This is a genomic window from Pseudomonas sp. LBUM1660, from assembly GCF_059695935.1.
This window is the reverse complement of record NZ_CP166795.1, coordinates 4,593,036-4,610,133: the sequence shown is the minus strand read 5'-3', so window position 1 is coordinate 4,610,133 and position 17,098 is coordinate 4,593,036. Positions and strand designations below refer to the sequence as shown.

General features: G+C 59.7%; 16 protein-coding genes and 2 tRNA genes. 11 read left to right on the top strand and 7 right to left on the bottom strand.

Features of this window, described 5'->3' with window-relative positions; all coding sequences use genetic code 11:
• Positions 1 to 47 precede the first annotated feature (47 nt).
• Positions 48 to 123: transfer RNA gene (locus tag ACA068_RS21405), tRNA-Glu, on the top strand.
• Positions 124 to 126: 3 nt separating this feature from the next.
• Positions 127 to 202 (top strand) — tRNA-Gly (locus ACA068_RS21400).
• A gap of 146 nt (positions 203 to 348) precedes the next feature.
• Here the strand turns inward: ACA068_RS21400 and ACA068_RS21395 are convergent.
• The 4 genes from ACA068_RS21395 to ACA068_RS21380 all read right to left on the bottom strand — a co-directional run bounded on the left by ACA068_RS21395 (position 349) and on the right by ACA068_RS21380 (position 4,397).
• Complete coding sequence (locus tag ACA068_RS21395) at positions 349 to 2,088, bottom strand: dipeptidase (protein WP_497304591.1); 1,740 nt, start codon at positions 2,086 to 2,088, stop codon at positions 349 to 351.
• 178 nt (positions 2,089 to 2,266) lie between these two features.
• The gene (locus ACA068_RS21390; RefSeq protein ID WP_497304589.1) at positions 2,267 to 2,905 is read right to left on the bottom strand and encodes a LysE family translocator; all 639 of its coding nucleotides are present in this window, start codon (positions 2,903 to 2,905) and stop codon (positions 2,267 to 2,269) included.
• A 1-nt stretch (position 2,906) separates the two neighbouring features.
• A complete protein-coding gene (locus tag ACA068_RS21385; protein WP_497304587.1) occupies positions 2,907 to 3,677 on the bottom strand; it encodes a 2OG-Fe(II) oxygenase in 771 nt (256 codons plus the stop codon).
• A gap of 93 nt (positions 3,678 to 3,770) precedes the next feature.
• Positions 3,771 to 4,397 carry an alanyl-tRNA editing protein gene (locus ACA068_RS21380; protein WP_497304585.1) on the bottom strand — a complete coding sequence of 209 codons (627 nt, stop codon included), beginning with the start codon at positions 4,395 to 4,397 and terminating at the stop codon, positions 3,771 to 3,773.
• A 90-nt stretch (positions 4,398 to 4,487) separates the two neighbouring features.
• Between ACA068_RS21380 and ACA068_RS21375 the strand changes: the two genes are divergently transcribed.
• Entirely contained in the window at positions 4,488 to 5,477 is a 990-nt protein-coding gene (locus tag ACA068_RS21375; protein WP_497304583.1) for a LysR family transcriptional regulator, read from the top strand.
• A 75-nt stretch (positions 5,478 to 5,552) separates the two neighbouring features.
• Here ACA068_RS21375 and ACA068_RS21370 read toward each other — a convergent pair whose 3' ends face one another.
• A complete protein-coding gene (locus tag ACA068_RS21370; RefSeq protein WP_027924016.1) occupies positions 5,553 to 5,960 on the bottom strand; it encodes a PA2817 family protein in 408 nt (135 codons plus the stop codon).
• Positions 5,961 to 6,025: 65 nt separating this feature from the next.
• On the bottom strand, positions 6,026 to 8,473 hold the full coding sequence (locus tag ACA068_RS21365; protein WP_497304581.1) for an acyl-CoA dehydrogenase: 2,448 nt from the start codon (positions 8,471 to 8,473) through the stop codon (positions 6,026 to 6,028).
• Between the two features lie 248 nt (positions 8,474 to 8,721).
• Between ACA068_RS21365 and ACA068_RS21360 the strand changes: the two genes are divergently transcribed.
• The 4 genes from ACA068_RS21360 to ACA068_RS21345 all read left to right on the top strand — a co-directional run bounded on the left by ACA068_RS21360 (position 8,722) and on the right by ACA068_RS21345 (position 11,890).
• Positions 8,722 to 9,381 carry a transglutaminase-like domain-containing protein gene (locus tag ACA068_RS21360; RefSeq protein WP_497304580.1) on the top strand — a complete coding sequence of 220 codons (660 nt, stop codon included), beginning with the start codon at positions 8,722 to 8,724 and terminating at the stop codon, positions 9,379 to 9,381.
• 43 nt (positions 9,382 to 9,424) lie between these two features.
• Complete coding sequence (locus ACA068_RS21355) at positions 9,425 to 10,048, top strand: glutathione S-transferase family protein (protein ID WP_497304578.1); 624 nt, start codon at positions 9,425 to 9,427, stop codon at positions 10,046 to 10,048.
• A 133-nt stretch (positions 10,049 to 10,181) separates the two neighbouring features.
• Positions 10,182 to 11,114: an ABC transporter ATP-binding protein gene (locus ACA068_RS21350; protein ID WP_162437993.1), complete on the top strand. Its 933-nt coding sequence runs from the start codon at positions 10,182 to 10,184 to the stop codon at positions 11,112 to 11,114.
• The gene (locus ACA068_RS21345) at positions 11,111 to 11,890 is read left to right on the top strand and encodes an ABC transporter permease (protein ID WP_497304576.1); all 780 of its coding nucleotides are present in this window, start codon (positions 11,111 to 11,113) and stop codon (positions 11,888 to 11,890) included. The genes ACA068_RS21350 and ACA068_RS21345 overlap by 4 nt, the downstream gene beginning before the upstream one ends.
• A 142-nt stretch (positions 11,891 to 12,032) precedes the next feature.
• Here ACA068_RS21345 and ACA068_RS21340 read toward each other — a convergent pair whose 3' ends face one another.
• Positions 12,033 to 12,551, bottom strand: a complete 519-nt coding sequence (locus ACA068_RS21340) for a DUF2062 domain-containing protein (RefSeq protein WP_497304574.1) — start codon at positions 12,549 to 12,551, stop codon at positions 12,033 to 12,035.
• A gap of 135 nt (positions 12,552 to 12,686) precedes the next feature.
• Between ACA068_RS21340 and ACA068_RS21335 the strand changes: the two genes are divergently transcribed.
• The 4 genes from ACA068_RS21335 to lpxK all read left to right on the top strand — a co-directional run bounded on the left by ACA068_RS21335 (position 12,687) and on the right by lpxK (position 17,093).
• The gene (locus ACA068_RS21335) at positions 12,687 to 14,921 is read left to right on the top strand and encodes a DNA internalization-related competence protein ComEC/Rec2 (protein WP_497304573.1); all 2,235 of its coding nucleotides are present in this window, start codon (positions 12,687 to 12,689) and stop codon (positions 14,919 to 14,921) included.
• A 98-nt stretch (positions 14,922 to 15,019) separates the two neighbouring features.
• A complete protein-coding gene (pocA, locus tag ACA068_RS21330) occupies positions 15,020 to 15,655 on the top strand; it encodes a flagellar polar localization protein PocA (RefSeq protein ID WP_162556235.1) in 636 nt (211 codons plus the stop codon).
• The gene (gene pocB, locus ACA068_RS21325) at positions 15,652 to 16,083 is read left to right on the top strand and encodes a flagellar polar localization protein PocB (protein ID WP_497295381.1); all 432 of its coding nucleotides are present in this window, start codon (positions 15,652 to 15,654) and stop codon (positions 16,081 to 16,083) included. The genes pocA and pocB overlap by 4 nt, the downstream gene beginning before the upstream one ends.
• Positions 16,083 to 17,093, top strand: coding sequence for a tetraacyldisaccharide 4'-kinase (lpxK, locus tag ACA068_RS21320; protein ID WP_497304571.1), 1,011 nt, complete (start codon positions 16,083 to 16,085; stop codon positions 17,091 to 17,093). The genes pocB and lpxK overlap by 1 nt, the downstream gene beginning before the upstream one ends.
• Positions 17,094 to 17,098 lie beyond the last annotated feature (5 nt).

The following is a 17,098-nucleotide window of genomic DNA, read 5'->3' as shown; positions in this document are numbered from 1 at the left end:
ATGCGGATTTGGGCACTGAAATACACACCATGTGTTTCAGTTAGCGTGTCCCCTTCGTCTAGTGGCCTAGGACACCGCCCTTTCACGGCGGTAACAGGGGTTCGAGTCCCCTAGGGGACGCCATTTGCGGGAATAGCTCAGTTGGTAGAGCACGACCTTGCCAAGGTCGGGGTCGCGAGTTCGAGTCTCGTTTCCCGCTCCATATTCAACGAAAACGCCGCTCAGCAATGAGCGGCGTTTTTGTTTGTGTGTCATTTATAAAAAGGACCCGAAGGTCCTTTTTTTGTTGGTGCTGGCATCAAGACGATCAATGCGTCGGACCCGCCAGAACAGCGGGTCCGAAAGTGATCATAGTTTCGGCAACTGCCCGATCCGCCCCATCATTTCCGTCACGATCTGCAGGTCCAACAGGAACTGGTCGACCGTCTTGAACTCATTGTCGGTGTGGCCGGTGTACTTGATCTCGGGCCTGGCCAGGCCGAATTGCACGCCGTTGGGCAGTTCATGGACCGAGGTAGCGCCCGCAGAGGTGCCGTACTTGTGCTCCATGCCCAGGTTTTCGCTGGCCACGGCGAGCAAGGCCTTGACCCATTCACCTTCAGGGTTGCGGTACATCGGCTCGGCGATCGAGTAGTCGAAGGTCACCGCAACGTGGGTTTTCTTGCTCCAGGCGCCAAGCTTGTCGGCGATTTCGGACTTGAGCGTTTCCGGTGACTTGCCTTTTGGTACCCGCAGGTTGACCGCGAGCTTGAAGGTTTTATCGTCCATCCCGACATAGGTCAGGGAAGCGGTCAGCGGTCCCATGAAGGCGTCGGAAAAACCAACCCCCAATTTGCCGCCGAGGTAATCCAGGCCCCAGTTGTCGGCAGCGTAACGGGCCGCGTCGGTGATGTGGTTGTGCTTGAACGCAACCTTGCCGTCGAGGCTATTGATGAGCCCCAGCATTCTCGACACCGGGTTGATGCCGGACTCGGGCTCGGAAGAGTGGGCGGAAACGCCAGTGACCGTCAATTTGACGTCCTTGCCATCAACCTTGGCGGTGACGTCGAAATTGCCACCATTGCTTTTGGCATAATCGGCGCCGGCCTTCTGCAGGCTGGCGGCCAACTCGGCAGGCTTCTCACTCAAAAGGGTGACGACCGATGTCGACGGGATCTGGTTGGTGGCCATGCCGCCAGTCATCGAGATGATCTCGGCGCCCTTGCCCTCAGCCTTGCGTTTGGCAAAGTTCGCCATCACGGTGCCGTATCCTTTCTCCGCAATCACTACCGGGTAGCCGCCATCCAGCGCCAGGTTGTAGTTAGGTGTCGGGTTGTGTTCGAAGTAATAAGGGATGGCGTCGCCGGTGGTTTCCTCGGTGGTGTCGACCAGCAGCTTGAAATTGCGCGCCAGCGGCAGTTTCTCCTCCTTGATGATCTTCATCGCATAAAGCGCTACCACGATACCGTTTTTGTCGTCCTCGGTCCCCCGGCCATACATGCGGTCGCCGATCAGGGTGACCTTGAACGGATCAAGTTTGGTGCCGTCTTTCAGGACCCAATTCTCCGGTGTTACGGGCACCACATCGGCGTGCGCATGAATGCCCACGACTTCATCGCTGCTGCCCTCAAGGGAGATTTCATAGACGCGGTTGTCGATGTTGCGAAAATTCAGGTTGAACGCTTGGGCCAGGCCCTTGATCTTCTCGGCGATCTTGATGAATTCGGGATTGTCATGCTGGTCAACGCCCTCGACGCGGAAGGTCGGGATGGCCACCAGCTCGCGCAGGGTCTCGGTGGCAGCGGCACCATATTTCACTCGCGCGTAGAGGCCAAGCAGGCGATGGATTTCGTTCTGCTGTTCTGCAGAAAGAGTCTTGTTATCGAGGAAGGCAGCGATGGCCGGGCCGAGATTGTCGGTTTTGCCGAGATCGCTCTTGGCCAGACCTCCCAGGAATTGCCTGAAATCCGTTACCGATGCATCGCTGAAGGTCTTGAGGATCGCCGCACTCTGTTGCGGGCTGATATTGGCCTGCGCTGTCAGGGTGAACGACGAAAGGCTGGCCAGTATCAGGGTTGACGCAGCCAGGTGCTTGAGTGAGAAATTCATTGCTGAGGGCATTCCTTTGCAGGCAGTTTGTGAGAAGTTTCTGATCGATGAGACTGAAACGTTTCCAAATTAACACCACGAGTGAGCGATAGGGGCATCCCTTATGTGGGATTTGTCGCACAGAAACGCGAAAGGCCCGCCAGTCAGACGGCGCGGGCCTTTTTCGTTTCAGACGCTATTACATCGAGAGAATCAAACGCCCGGCGAACAGGATCAGAATCACCCCCATGGTGCGTTCAAACCAATGCCCCATGCGGATAAACAGCAATCGTACCCGGGCGCTGGAGAAGAACAGTGCGACGATCACGAACCACAGCGCGTTCACAAAACACATCCATACCCCATACAGCGCCTGGACCTTCAAGGGCGTCGTGGCGCTGATGAGCGTGGTGAAAGTTGCCAGAAAAAACAGCGTCGCCTTGGGGTTGGTCGCGTTGGTGAGAAAACCGGTGGTGAACGCCTTCAGCAGCGTTTGCTCGACCACCGGCTCTTCGGCGACTTTGTCACCCTCAAGCGCGGACTTGGGTTTACTGCGCAGCAGACTGACACCGAGGTACAAAATGTAAGCGCCGCCCACCACCTTGGCCACCGTCAATAACCAGGGTGTCGTGTGCATCAATGCGCCGACCCCGAGCAGGGTGTAAAGCACGTGCACGGAAATCCCCGCACCGATGCCCAGTGCCGTGCAGATCCCGACCAACCGGCCGAAACGCACACTTTGACGGATGGTGACAGCGAAGTCCGGTCCAGGTGCGACCACCGCCAGAAAGTGAATGGTCGCCAGCGCCAGGAACTCGCCCAGGTAATTCGAAAGCATTTCAACTCCAGAAAGTAAGGGGTGAAGCATTGCCGCGATAGCCGACAAAGAACGAAAGGCTCAATCGCGGATCCGCCACACCCGGTGTCACCGAGTGCATGCAGCGCGAATTGAACATAATGAAATCACCCGGCTCAGGACGAATCTCCAGGGTCGGCGTGCCGAGCAGGGCCGGGTCGATGCCGTAGTTGTCGCCACGCATCTCGTCGAATTGATCCGGAGAAATATCGTGGTCCCACATCTGCAAGGCGCCACCCTCGGTGGGCATGTTCAGGTAAACGTTGCAGGCGAACTGCGCTTCCAGGCTTCTGGCTTGGTAACTGTCCGGGGCATCCTTGGCGAAAATGTCGTGATGGGCCAGGAAGCACACCCCTGGTTTCACCACGCGGGACAGCCCGACATACATCTTGCGGCCGTAGAGATTTTCCAGATGCGCACCCGCCGGCCAGGACTCATCGAGCATGCAGCGCAGGGTGTCGACCGGGGACGAGTAGGGCGCGCAACGTTTGCGCAGTTCCGCGATGTTGCGCGAGGCATGCTCGAAATAATCTTCGATCAGCAGCGGCTGGTTTTCCGCCTCATAAAACGCCATGCCGATGCGACCGATGCTCGGCGCATTGATATAGCCTTCGAAACCCGGGGCGAGGATCTTGTCGCCAATCTGAATCGCCAGCGGCTCGGGCAACAGGCCTTTGACGCGGATGGCGAGGACTTCTTCGTTGGCCAGTTTCTTTATGCACGTCTCATCGAGACGCTCGACGTCAAGCATCATGTCTTAGGTCCATCTATCAGATAGTCAACAGAACCCGCGAAAGCGGGCTCCCCCGGGCGTCAGGCGATGCCGGGGACGGCATCGCCCGAAAGCTCAATCCACGCTGTAGTGGACTGACAGCATTCCCTTTTTCAGTGATAGGGAAGCGATCGTGACCGTGCCCAAATCCTTCAGGCTACGTACATGGGTGCCGCCGCAGCCGTAGGCGGGCAGCTCACCGAAACCAATTTCCCGGGCGCCTTCGCGCATCGACGTCAGGCGTGGCAGGTCATGGGCGACCCATTGCTCGATGCCGTGCTGAATCATCTCGGCATCTACCTCTTTTGCCGACTCTGTCGGTTTGAATTGCACGCGTCCTTCGCCTGGCCAGTGATGAGCCTTGATCGGCATCCAGCCCAGCGCCTGGACAAAGTGGCCGATGAGGTGGCCGGCCGAATGCATGCGCGAATTGAACTGGCGACGTTGCTCGTCAATCCGGATCTGGGTCATACCGAGTTTTACCGGCTGGTCGACAAAATGAATGATCCGGTCCGGTTCCTGGACCACGCGCAGAACCTGGCTTTCGCCGATCCAGCCGGTATCGAAAGGCTGACCGCCACCTTGGGGGTGAAACAAGGTGGCGCGCAGTACCACTGCAAATTCGTTCTCCTGGGGCGTGCATTCCAGGACTTCCACGTTGGCCTTGAGGTCATCACTATGGAAAAAGAGGCGAAGCGTCATATTCCATGTCCTCATTAAAGTTTCTATTTTTATTATATGAATCGTGGAATTGCGTGATAATCCGTTCAAACATCAAAGGACTGTTGCGCTGTGAGCATAAATCTTCCGCTGCCACTGCTGGGCGAAATGGCGATTTTCGTCAAGGTTGTCGAGACCGGCAGCTTTTCCGAGGCGGCTCGTCAATTGGGTTCTTCACCCTCGGCGGTGAGCCGCAGCATCTCGCGTCTGGAAAAAGCGTTGGCCACGCGTCTGCTGCAGCGAACCACGCGCAAGCTGCGCTTGAGCGACGGTGGCGAAGAGGTGTTCAAGCGGTGCCAGGAAATGGTCAGTGCGGCCAAGTCCGTGATGGAAATCAGCGGGCAGTTCACCCATGAAGCGGAAGGGCTGGTGCGGGTCAGCGTGCCCAAGGCGGTCGGTCGATTTGTCATTCACCCGCATATGCCGGAATTTTTGCGACGTTATCCAAAAGTGGATGTGGAGCTGTTGCTCGAAGATCGGCAGGTGGATCTGATCGACGACAACGTTGATCTGGCGATTCGGATTACCGACCGACCACCGGCGGGTTTGGTCGGACGGCAGTTGCTGACCATCGACCATTTGCTCTGCGCAACCCCGCAGTACTTGGCCGAACATGGCACGCCGACGCATCCCCATGACTTGCTCAACCACAGTTGCATCTACCTGGGTGAAACGCCGAGCGATGCGCGCTGGAAATTCAAGAAAGGCACCAAGGCTGTGACGGTCGGTGTGCGTGGCCGGTATGCGGCGAATCACACGGGCGTTCGACTGGGTGCGGTGTTGCAGCACATCGGGATTGGCAGTCTGCCGTATTTCACCGCGCGTTATGCACTGGAGCAGGGGTTGATCGTGCAAGTGCTGCCGGACTGGACCTTCCTCGCGTCTTACCATGGCGGGGCCTGGTTGCTGCATTCGCCGACGCGCTATTTGCCACCGAAATTGCGGGTGTTTATTGATTATCTGGTGGAGTGTCTGGAGAAGGAGCCGACCCTGAGCAAGCCGGGGAAGGCGGGGAAGGTCGCGGCGGAGTATGAGTTGCCCGAGAGTGATGGGTTGCTTTGACGAACGCTGCATCTCCCGGCAACAAAAAGGCCCGCATGTTCAACCATGCGGGCCTTTTGCATTTCTGATCGGAGATCAGTGCTTGCTGTCGTCGTTCGACATCGCCAGCAGCTGTTTTTCCTGATTCCAGTCGAACGGTTCGTCGTTCTGTTCGGCTTCGAAACGACGCTCTTCCAGTGCCTGGTACAAATCGATTTCATCATCGGGCATGTAATGCAGGCAGTCACCGGCGAAGTACCACAGCAGGTCGCGTGGGACCAAGTGGGCGATTTGCGGGTAGCGGGTGATCACCTGGCACAGAATGTCCTGGCCCAGGTATTGGCTTTCGATCGGGTCGACCGGCAGCAACGCACGCAGTTCGTCGAAGCGCTCCAGGAACAAGGCATGGCTTTCTTCGGGAACCTGTTCGGCCTCACCTACGGCGACCAGGATGCTGCGCAGGTGGTCGAGCAAGACAAGATGATCGGCAACGACATTGGACACGAGATAAGTCCTCAAGAGCAAAACGGGCGCAGGAGTATAAAGCCCCCACGCCCCTTTTTACAGGATCAGCGGACCTTTCCGTCGGCCAGCGCCAACTCTTCTTTGTCGAAATCATCGACGTCGATCACCTTGCGCCGCGCCGTTTCGGCTTCACGCAAGGTCTGCGCTTCCACCGGCTGCAGCACCCCGGCCTCCAGCGCGGCGTCGATGACGTGTTCGCCGGCAGCCGGTTTGACCTGACCGCTTTTGAGCGCCACGTGCAGCTTTTTCTGCAACGGCTGCGCTGCGTTCAACAGGTTGCAGGCATGTTGCAGGGCCCCGACCGCGTCGTCCGCCGATTGCGGACGGTAGCAACCGCCAAGCAATTCTTCGAGGGTCGGATCGCCCTTGGCGCGGCCAATCACCGCGGCGACTTCGGCGCCGAGTTTGTCCGATGGGCCTTTGTGACGACGGCCGAACGGGAACACGATCACCCGCAACAGGCAACCCAGCACCTTGTTCGGGAAGTTGCTGAGCAACTCATCCAGCGCACGTTCCGACTGGCCAAGGCTTTCTTCCATGGCCCAGGTAAACAGTGGCGCCATGTGTTCCGGCGAATCGAGGTCGTGGTAACGCTTGAGCGCGGCGGAGGCGAGGTACATGTTGCTCAGCACATCCCCAAGACGCGCCGACAGGCGTTCGCGACGTTTCAGTTCACCGCCCAGCAGCATCATGCTGAGGTCGGCGAGCATGGCGAACGCTGCCGCCTGTCGATTGAGCGCGCGGAAGTAACCCTGACTGAGCTTGTCACCCGGCGAATGTTCCAGGTGCCCGAAACCGAGGTTCAACACCAGCGTGCTGGCGGCGTTGCTCACGGCGAAACCGATGTGCTTGAGCAGCAGGCCATCGAATTCGGTGAGTGCCTGATCCTTGTCTTCACGGCCGGCGAGAGCCATTTCTTTCAGTACGAACGGATGGCAGCGAATGGCGCCCTGCCCGAAGATCATCAGGTTGCGCGAGAGGATGTTCGCGCCTTCCACGGTGATGAAGATGGGCGCGCCATTCCAGCTGCGACCGAGGTAGTTGTTCGGCCCCATGATGATCGCCTTGCCGCCGTGAACATCCATGGCGTGGCTGATGCACTCGCGGCCGCGTTCGGTGAGGTGGTACTTGAGAATCGCCGACAGCACCGACGGTTTCTCGCCCAGGTCCACCGCGTTGGCGGTCAGCATTCGGGCAGCGTCCATCATCCAGGCGTTGCCGCCGATGCGGGCCATGGCTTCCTGAATACCTTCGAACGCCGACAGTGGAACGTTGAATTGCTCGCGAACCTGCGCGTACTGACCGGTAACCAGGCTGGTGAACTTGGCCGCGCCGGTGCCGACTGCCGGCAGGGAAATCGAACGCCCGACCGACAGGCAGTTCATCAGCATCATCCAGCCTTTGCCGAGCATTTCCTGGCCGCCGATGAGGAAGTCCAGCGGCACGAAGACGTCCTTGCCGGAGTTCGGGCCATTCATGAAGGCGGCACCCAGCGGCAGGTGACGGCGGCCGATTTCAACACCGGCCGTATCGGTCGGGATCAGCGCCAGGCTGATGCCCAGGTCTTCCTTGTCACCCAGCAAATGGTCCGGGTCATAGGCCTTGAAGGCCAGGCCGAGGAGGGTGGCCACCGGGCCCAGTGTGATGTAACGCTTTTCCCAGTTGAGGCGCAGGCCGAGGGTTTCCTTGCCTTCCCACTCACCTTTGCAGATGACCCCGGTGTCGGGCATGGCACCGGCGTCGGAGCCTGCCAGTGGGCCGGTCAGTGCGAAGCACGGGATGTCGTCACCCCGGGCCAGCCGTGGCAAGTAATGGTTGCGTTGTTCGTCGGTGCCGTAATGCAGCAGCAGTTCGGCCGGGCCCAGCGAGTTGGGGACCATCACGGTGGACGCGAGGTCGCCACTGCGGGTCGCCAGTTTCATCGCCACCTGCGAATGGGCATAGGCCGAGAAACCCTTGCCGCCAAATTCCTTGGGAATGATCAGCGCGAAGAAGCCGTTTTCCTTGATGTGGGTCCAGGCTTCGGGAGGCAGGTCCATGTCTTGCCCGATCTGCCAGTCGGTGACCATGGCGCAGAGTTCTTCGGTCGGACCGTCGATAAAGGCCTGTTCCTCTTCACTCAGATGCGCTTTTGGATAGGAAAGCAGCTTGTTCCAGTCCGGGCGGCCGCTGAACAGTTCGCCGTCCCACCACACGGTCCCGGCGTCGATCGCATCGCGTTCGGTTTGCGACATCGGCGGGAGGGTTTTCTGGAACCAGCTGAACAGCGGCGCGCTGAAGAATTTACGACGCAGGTCGGGCAGCAATAACGGCGCCGCTACTGCGGCGATCAACACCCAGAAAATCAGCAGCAGCCAGCCTGGTGCGCGGCTGAAGGCACCCATCGCGACAATATAGACGGCGACGATGCACAGGGCAGGCAGGGGGGCGACGCGACGGTGGGCTAAATAAGCTATCCCGACAACCAGAACCAGTATCCACAACAGCAGCATATTTAATCCTCCGTGAACCAGGGCAAAACCAACCTTCAGAGCTTAGACGGCATCCGCAAAACAGGGTGGTCGGAGCGAGGTGATTGAATTCGTGGGAAACCATCGATGAGTTTTGTAGGTTGGGTTGGCAACAGGCCCGAGAAATCGTTCGTTTCCTGCGCAGCTATGCGCCCATGTTTGGCCGATACGTCGTTATCTCTGTGCTGAAGGTGTCGCTAGACTCGTGACTTCCCCAGGAGATTGTTCTCATGCATGAGTATCTGAGTCCCGGCCGCTTCATCGATAGTGACCATCCCTCGGTGGTGGAGTTCGCCGAAAAACATCGTGGTGCCAGTCGCGATCCGCTCGAGCAGGCGATCAACCTCTATTACGCGGTGCGCGAAGCCGTGCGCTACAACCCCTACACCTTCAGTCGCGACCCGGACACCCTGCGCGGCAGTTATGCGTTGGCCACCGGAGAAAGTTATTGCGTGCCCAAGGCCACGCTTCTGGCCGGAGCAGCCCGACATTGCGGGATCCCTGCGCGCATCGGTCTGGCGGACGTGCGCAATCACCTGTCGACCCCGCGTTTACTTGAATTGCTCAAGAGCGATGTGTTTGCCATGCACGGCTATACGGAGCTGTTTCTGAACGGTCGCTGGGTCAAGGCGACGCCGGCCTTCAACCAAAAACTCTGCGAACTGTTCAAGGTGGCACCGCTGGAGTTCGACGGCATCCATGACAGTGTTTTTCATCCCTTCAACCGCGACGGCGAGCAGCTGATGGAGTACCTGGTGGACCACGGCCAGTTCACCGACGTGCCTGAAACGTTCTTTTTCGAGCACCTGGAAAAGTGCTACCCACATCTGTTCAGCGACACATTGCCAGCATTGCTGGGTGACATGCAGAGTGATTTGAGCCGCGCCTGATCCGTCGTATGCTGCCTGCGCATTTATCCATAAAGAGGCGGTCATGCTGAAGATCTGGGGTCGGAAAAATTCGTCGAATGTCAGAAAGCCATTGTGGGCCGCGGAGGAACTGGGCCTGGCCTATGAAGCCATCGATGCGGGCGGTGCCTTTGGTGTAGTCGATACGCCGCAGTACCGTGCGATGAACCCTAACGGCCGTGTGCCGGTGATCGAAGACGACGGCTTCGTGCTCTGGGAATCGAACGCCATCGTGCGTTACCTGATGGCCAGCCACGCCAATGGCACGGCCTGGTACCCGACGGATCTGAAGGCCCGCGCCGCTGCCGATAAGTGGATGGACTGGACCACCTCCAGTTTTGCCGGCCCGTTCCGCACGGTGTTCTGGGGCGTGTTGCGCACACCTGAAGATAAGCAGGACTGGCCCGCCATCAACGCCGCGATCAAGGAATGCGATGATCTGCTGGCGGCGGCGAACCAGGCGTTGGCGGCCATGCCGTATCTGTCCGGCGACGAAATCGGCATGGGCGATATTCCGCTCGGCAGTTTCATTTATGCCTGGTTCGAGATGCCGATCGAGCGCGCACCGCAGCCGCATCTCGAAGCCTGGTACGCGCGGCTGAAACAACGCCCGGCGTATAAAAAAGCCGTTATGACCGCGTTGACTTAATACTCACTATCGACACACTTGACTGTACTTGTGTGGCAGCGACAAGCACCATTGCGCTCGTGCGCCGCGGTTGCATTGCTCGCCGCCCGCCCATAGTTATCCCTTTCTTCCCTTCTTGGTGCGTAAATCCGATATGAGTTCCGCTCTGTCCATCCGGCAGCTAACCAAAACCTACGGCAACGGTTTCCAGGCCCTGAGTGGTATCGATCTGGACGTCGCCGAAGGTGACTTTTTCGCCTTGCTCGGCCCTAACGGTGCCGGCAAATCCACGACCATCGGCATTCTCTCGACCCTGGTGAACAAGACCAGCGGCACCGTGAATATCTTCGGTCACGACCTGGACAAGAATCCTGCGCAGCTCAAGCGCTCCATCGGCGTGGTGCCCCAGGAATTCAACTTCAACCAGTTCGAAAAAACCTTCGACATCGTAGTGACCCAGGCCGGTTACTACGGCATCCCGCCGAAGATCGCCAAGGAACGCGCCGAGCAGTATCTGACCCAGCTCGGGCTGTGGGACAAACGCGATGTGCCGTCGCGTTCGCTGTCCGGCGGCATGAAGCGTCGCCTGATGATCGCCCGCGCACTGGTTCACGAACCTCGCCTGCTGATCCTCGATGAACCGACCGCGGGTGTGGACATCGAGTTGCGTCGCTCGATGTGGACCTTCCTCACCGAGCTGAACCAGAAAGGCATCACCATCATCCTCACCACCCACTACCTGGAAGAGGCTGAGCAGTTGTGCCGCAACATCGGCATCATCGACCACGGCACGATTGTCGAGAACACCAGCATGAAACAGCTGCTCGGGCAGTTGCATGTGGAAACGTTCCTGCTCGACCTCAAGAACACGCTGAACGTCGCGCCGCAGTTGCTCGGTTACCCGACCAAGCTGCTCGACAGCCACACCCTAGAAGTCCAGGTCGACAAGGCCATGGGCATCACCGCACTGTTCACCCAGTTGGCGCAGCAGAACATCGAAGTGCTGAGCCTGCGTAACAAAACCAATCGCCTCGAGGAGTTGTTCGTGTCCCTGGTGGAGAAAAATCTGTCGAAGGTGGCGGTATGAGTTCCGAGCTGCAACCCAACCTCGTTGCCCTCAACACCATCATTTACCGAGAGGTCAAACGCTTTACCCGGATCTGGCCGCAGACGCTGCTGCCGCCGGCCATCACCATGGTTCTGTACTTCGTGATCTTCGGTAACCTGATCGGTCGGCAGATCGGTGATATGGGTGGCTTCACCTATATGGAATACATCGTACCGGGCCTGATCATGATGTCGGTGATCACCAACTCCTACGGCAACGTGGTGTCGAGTTTCTTCGGCAGCAAGTTCCAGCGCTCCATCGAAGAATTGATGGTGTCGCCGGTGTCGCCGCATACGATTCTGATCGGCTACACCCTGGGCGGCGTGCTGCGCGGCTTGATGGTCGGGTTTATCGTGACCCTGCTGTCGCTGTTCTTCACCGAGTTGCAGGTGCATCACCTGGGCGTGACCATTCTGGTGGTGGTGCTGACGGCGACGATCTTCTCGCTGCTGGGCTTCATCAACGCCGTGTTTGCGCGCAACTTCGATGACATCTCAATCATCCCGACATTCGTGCTGACACCGCTGACCTACCTGGGCGGGGTGTTCTACTCGATCTCCTTGCTGCCACCGTTCTGGCAGACCGTGTCCCTGGCGAACCCGGTGCTGCACATGGTCAACGCCTTCCGTTACGGCATTCTCGGCGTTTCGGACATCAAGATCAGCGTGGCGATTACTTTCATGCTGGTGGCGACGGTGGTGTTGTACATCGGTTGTGCGCGGTTGCTGGTCAGTGGGCGCGGGATGCGTACCTGAGAAAGACCGCGTCGCCTGCTTCGCGGGCAAGCCTCGCTCCTACGGGGCACCATCAGACCTGTAGGAGCGAGGCTTGCCAGCGAAGGCGTCAGCTCAAACACCACAAAACGAACGGCCTCCAAAAATGGAGGCCGTTTTGCATCTACTTCATCCGGCGTTGCTTACGCCGCTTCCACTGCCGCCCAACCCACCAGCGCCAATACATCATCACCATGCAATAGGCGAGGGCGCCGAGCACCAGCCCCGTTACCACTGATCCCAGCAAAAACGGCTGCCACAAAGTAGACAGCTCGCCGCTGATCCATTCCCAGGTCAGCTCGTCCGGCAAATGCCTGGCCGGTACATTCATCAACCACGCCCCCGTCTGATAGGTGCAGAAGAACACCGCAGGCATGGTGATCGGGTTGGTCAGCCAGACCAGGCTGACGGCAATGGGCATGTTGCCCCGCACCACGATCGCCAGAATGGCAGCGACCAGCATCTGCAACGGAATGGGCAGGAATGCCGCGAACAGACCCACTGCCATGGCCCGTGCGACGGAATGACGATTGAGGTGCCAGAGGTTCGGGTCATGCAGCAGGGTGCCGAGAAAGCGTAAGGATTTGTGTTCCCTGATGCTGGTCGGGTCTGGCATGTAACGTTTGAATAAGCGCCGGGGCATAAGGCTTCTCGGTCGGTTAAGGCGGCAAGTATGTCTGGATTCTATGAACCGCCCATTCAGACTTTGTGACAATTAATAACCGTGCGGGTGCGATCAGCCAGCTATGCCTAGTGTGGGACTCTCAAGGACGGGCGTATGCGCACAGGGATGATGGCGCTGGCGTTGGGTTTGCTGGCCCTGCGTTTTTTACCGGTTTTACCGCCGGTCTGGTTATGGATGTTGCTGCCGGTGCTGGGTTTGATGCTGGTGCCGTTTCGGACTTACCCGTTGGCGTTCTTCCTGTTCGGCTTCAGTTGGGCGTGCGCGAGTGCGCAGTGGGCGCTGGATGATCGCCTGCCGCTGAAGCTCGATGGCGAGACTCGTTGGGTCGAAGGTCGGGTGACGGGCCTGCCACAGAATGCCGAAGGTGTCGTGCGCTTCGAGTTGACCGACAGTCAGTCCCGAAGCACCCGGCTCCCCCGGCATCTGCGCCTCGCCTGGTATGACGGACCGCCCGTCAACAGCGGCGAACGGTGGCGGCTAGCGGTCAAATTGAAGCGCCCTGCCGGGCTGCTCAACCCGCATGCCTTCGATTACGACGCCTGGCTGCTGGCTCAACGCATCGGTGCTACCGGGACGGTCAAGGACGGCCAGAGGCTGGCCGCCGCCCAATCGGCCTGGCGCGACAGCATTCGCCAGCGGTTGCAGGCCGTCGATGCCCAAGGCCGGACGGGGGCGCTGATCGCACTGGTGCTGGGCGACGGCGGCGGGCTGAATCGCGAGGACTGGCAAGTGCTGCAAGACACCGGCACCGTGCATCTGCTGGTGATTTCCGGGCAGCACATCGGGCTGCTGGCGGGGCTGGTGTATCTGCTGATCGCCGGGCTGGCGCGCTATGGTCTGTGGCCCAGCCGTTTGCCTTGGCTGCCATGGGCCTGCGGACTGGCGTTTGCCGCTGCGCTGGGTTACGGGTTGCTGGCCGGTTTCGAGGTGCCGGTGCGCCGGGCCTGCGTGATGATCGGTCTGGTGTTGTTGTGGCGGCTGCGGTTTCGACACCTTGGTGCCTGGTGGCCACTGTTGTTGGCGCTCAATGGCGTTTTACTGCTCGACCCGTTGGCGAGCCTGCAACCGGGATTCTGGTTGTCCTTCGCGGCAGTGGCGGTGTTGATCTTCACCTTCGGTGGGCGGCTGGGGCCCTGGCGTTGGTGGCAAACCTGGACCCGTGCGCAATGGCTGATCGCGATCGGACTGTGCCCATTGCTGTTGATACTTGGCTTGCCGATCAGCGTCAGCGGGCCAGTGGCCAATTTGCTGGCGGTGCCCTGGGTCAGTCTGGTGGTACTGCCGCCAGCCTTGCTCGGGACGTTGTTGTTGCCCGTCCCCTATGTGGGCGAGGGATTGTTGTGGTTGGCGGGCGGTCTGGTCGACCTGCTGTTCAAGGGACTGGCATTGATGGCCGGGCAATTGCCCGCTTGGGTGCCGGTCGCGGTGCCGCTGTGGATTTGGGCGCTCGGTACGCTTGGGGCCTTTCTTCTATTGCTGCCTAAAGGTGTGCCGTTGCGCCCGCTGGGTTGGCCGCTGCTGCTCTTGCTGGCTTTTCCTCCCCGTCCAATGCTTTCAGAAGGCGTCGCCGAAATCTGGCAGCTGGATGTCGGCCAAGGTCTGGCAATCCTCGTGCGGACCCGCCATCACACGTTGCTGTATGACACCGGGCCGCGTTTTGGCGATTTCGATCTGGGCGAGCGGGTGGTGCTGCCGTCATTGCGCAAACTGGGCGTAGCCGGGATCGACCTGATGCTCATCAGCCACGCCGACGCCGATCACGCCGGCGGTGCACGCGCGGTTGCCAACGGATTGCCGGTGACGCAGGTCCTGAGCGGTGATCCCGAAGCGCTGCCAGCCGAATTGCGCGCCGAAGGCTGTGAAAGCGGCCGGCAATGGACCTGGGACGGTGTGGTCTTCCGGCTCTGGCAATGGACATCGGCGCGAGACAGCAATCAAAAATCCTGTGTGCTGCAGATCGAAGCCAATGGCGAGCGATTGCTGTTGACCGGTGACATCGATACCGCTGCCGAGCGGGTGCTGCTCGACAGTCCGCTCGCCGTGCCGACCGATTGGCTGCAATCGCCGCACCACGGCAGCCGCAGTTCCTCTTCGATGGCGCTGCTCGCCGCGTTACAACCCAGGGCTGTGCTGATATCCCGTGGCCAGGGCAATTCCTTTGGCCACCCGCATCCCACGGTCATGGCGCGCTACCAAAAGCGCGGGATGGCAATCTACGACAGCGCCACCCACGGTGCCATTCGTCTGCAGCTGGGGCGCTTCAAGCCGCCGTGGGCGATGCGTCTGGAACGGCGTTTCTGGCGCGATCCGCCACCGTCCGACCCATAACCACAAGTTATGAAAGCCCGACCGGATGCGACATCACGGTCTTCGGTGAATCCGGACCCTATGTTAGAGTGGCGCACTTTTTCGAGGGGACTGTCACTGTGTGGGAATTGGTCAAATCCGGCGGCTGGATGATGCTGCCGATCATTCTGAGTTCCATCGCGGCCATGGCGATCGTCGCCGAGCGTCTCTGGACCCTGCGAGCCAGCCGTGTGACCCCGGAGCATTTGCTCGGGCAGGTCTGGGTGTGGATCAAGGACAAGCAGCTCAATAAGGAAAAACTCAAGGAACTGCGCGCCAACTCACCGTTGGGCGAGATCCTGGCGGCGGGCCTTGCCAACTCCAAACATGGTCGCGAGATCATGAAAGAGTGCATTGAAGAAGCCGCTGCGCGGGTGATTCACGAACTCGAGCGCTATATCAATGCACTGGGCACCATCGCCGCCATGGCTCCATTGCTGGGTCTTTTGGGTACGGTACTGGGCATGATCGATATTTTCAGCGCGTTCATGGGCACGGGCATGGGCACCAATGCCGCGGTGCTCGCGGGTGGTATCTCCAAGGCGCTGATCACCACGGCCGCCGGCCTGATGGTTGGTATCCCGGCAGTATTCTTTCACCGATTCCTGCAACGTCGGATCGATGAGTTGGTGGTGGGCATGGAGCAGGAAGCGATCAAACTGGTCGAAGTGGTACAGGGCGACCGTGATGTGGACCTGGCCGAGGGCAAAGCGTGAAATTCCGCCGCAAACCGCGGGAAACGGTCGACATCAACCTCGCGTCGCTGATCGACGTGGTGTTCATCCTGCTGCTGTTTTTTGTGGTCACCACCACGTTTACCCGTGAAACCCAGTTGCGCGTCGATCTGCCGGAAGCGGTCAGCGGTTCGCCTGCCGAAGACCAGCAAGTCAAACACCTGGACGTTGCCATCAGTGCCGAAGGCGCGTTCTCGGTGAACAATCAGGTATTGCCGAAGAACGACCTCGCGACGCTGATGGAGGCGCTGCAAAAAGAATCCAATGGCGACACCAACCTGCCGCTGTCCATCAGCGCGGATGGCAAGACTCAGCATCAGTCGGTCATCACCGCCATGGACGCCGCCGGCAAGCTGGGTTTCAGCCACTTGCGCATGACCACGGTCGAAGCGGCACCGCCCGCGCCCTGATGGCCATGTCTGATCGCTTGCTCGCCGCGTGGTACCAAGGTCATCCGGCCCTGAAGCTGTTGCAGCCACTGGAGTGGCTGTATCGGCGCGTGGTCATGAACAAGCGCAAGCGCTTTCTGGCGGGCGAGGGTGATATCTATCAGCCGCCCGTGCCGCTGATCGTGGTCGGCAACATCACCGTTGGCGGCACTGGCAAGACACCGCTGATTCTGTGGATGATCCAGCATTGCCAGCGCAGCGGCCTGCGGGTCGGCGTGGTCAGTCGGGGATACGGCGCCAAACCGTCGCAATTGCCGTGGCGCGTCGAGGCCGATCAGAGCGCGGACATTGCCGGCGACGAACCGCTGTTGATCGTCCAGCGCACTGGCGTGCCATTGATGATCGACCCGGATCGCAGCAGCGCCGTCAAAGCGCTGCTGGCGAGTGAGACGCTGGATCTGATCCTCTCTGATGACGGCATGCAGCATTACCGGCTGGCCCGGGACCTGGAACTGGTGTTGATCGATGCCGCTCGCGGCCTGGGCAACAAACGCTGCGTGCCTGCCGGTCCCTTGCGTGAACCGGTCGAACGCCTGCAAAGCGTCGACGCCGTGCTGTATAACGGCGCCGCCAATGATCGCGAAGACGGTTTTGCCTTCCAGCTGCAACCTACCGAACTGGTCAACCTGCACAGCGGTGAGCGTCGTCCCCTCGACCACTTCCCCGCAGGCCAGGCGCTGCACGCCGTGGCCGGGATTGGCAATCCGCAGCGTTTCTTCACGACCCTCGAAACGCTACACTGGCAGCCTGTGCCGCATGCGTTTGCCGACCACGCCGAGTACAGCGTGCAGGCCTTGAATTTCACACCGTCATTGCCGCTGGTGATGACTGAAAAGGACGCGGTGAAGTGCCGTGCCTTCGCCGCCGCCGATTGGTGGTACCTGGCGGTCGATGCTGCACCATCGCCGGCCTTCGTGGCCTGGTTCGATACGCAGCTGATGCGCCTGTTGCCGGCTCGTCTTTTGCCTTAACTCCG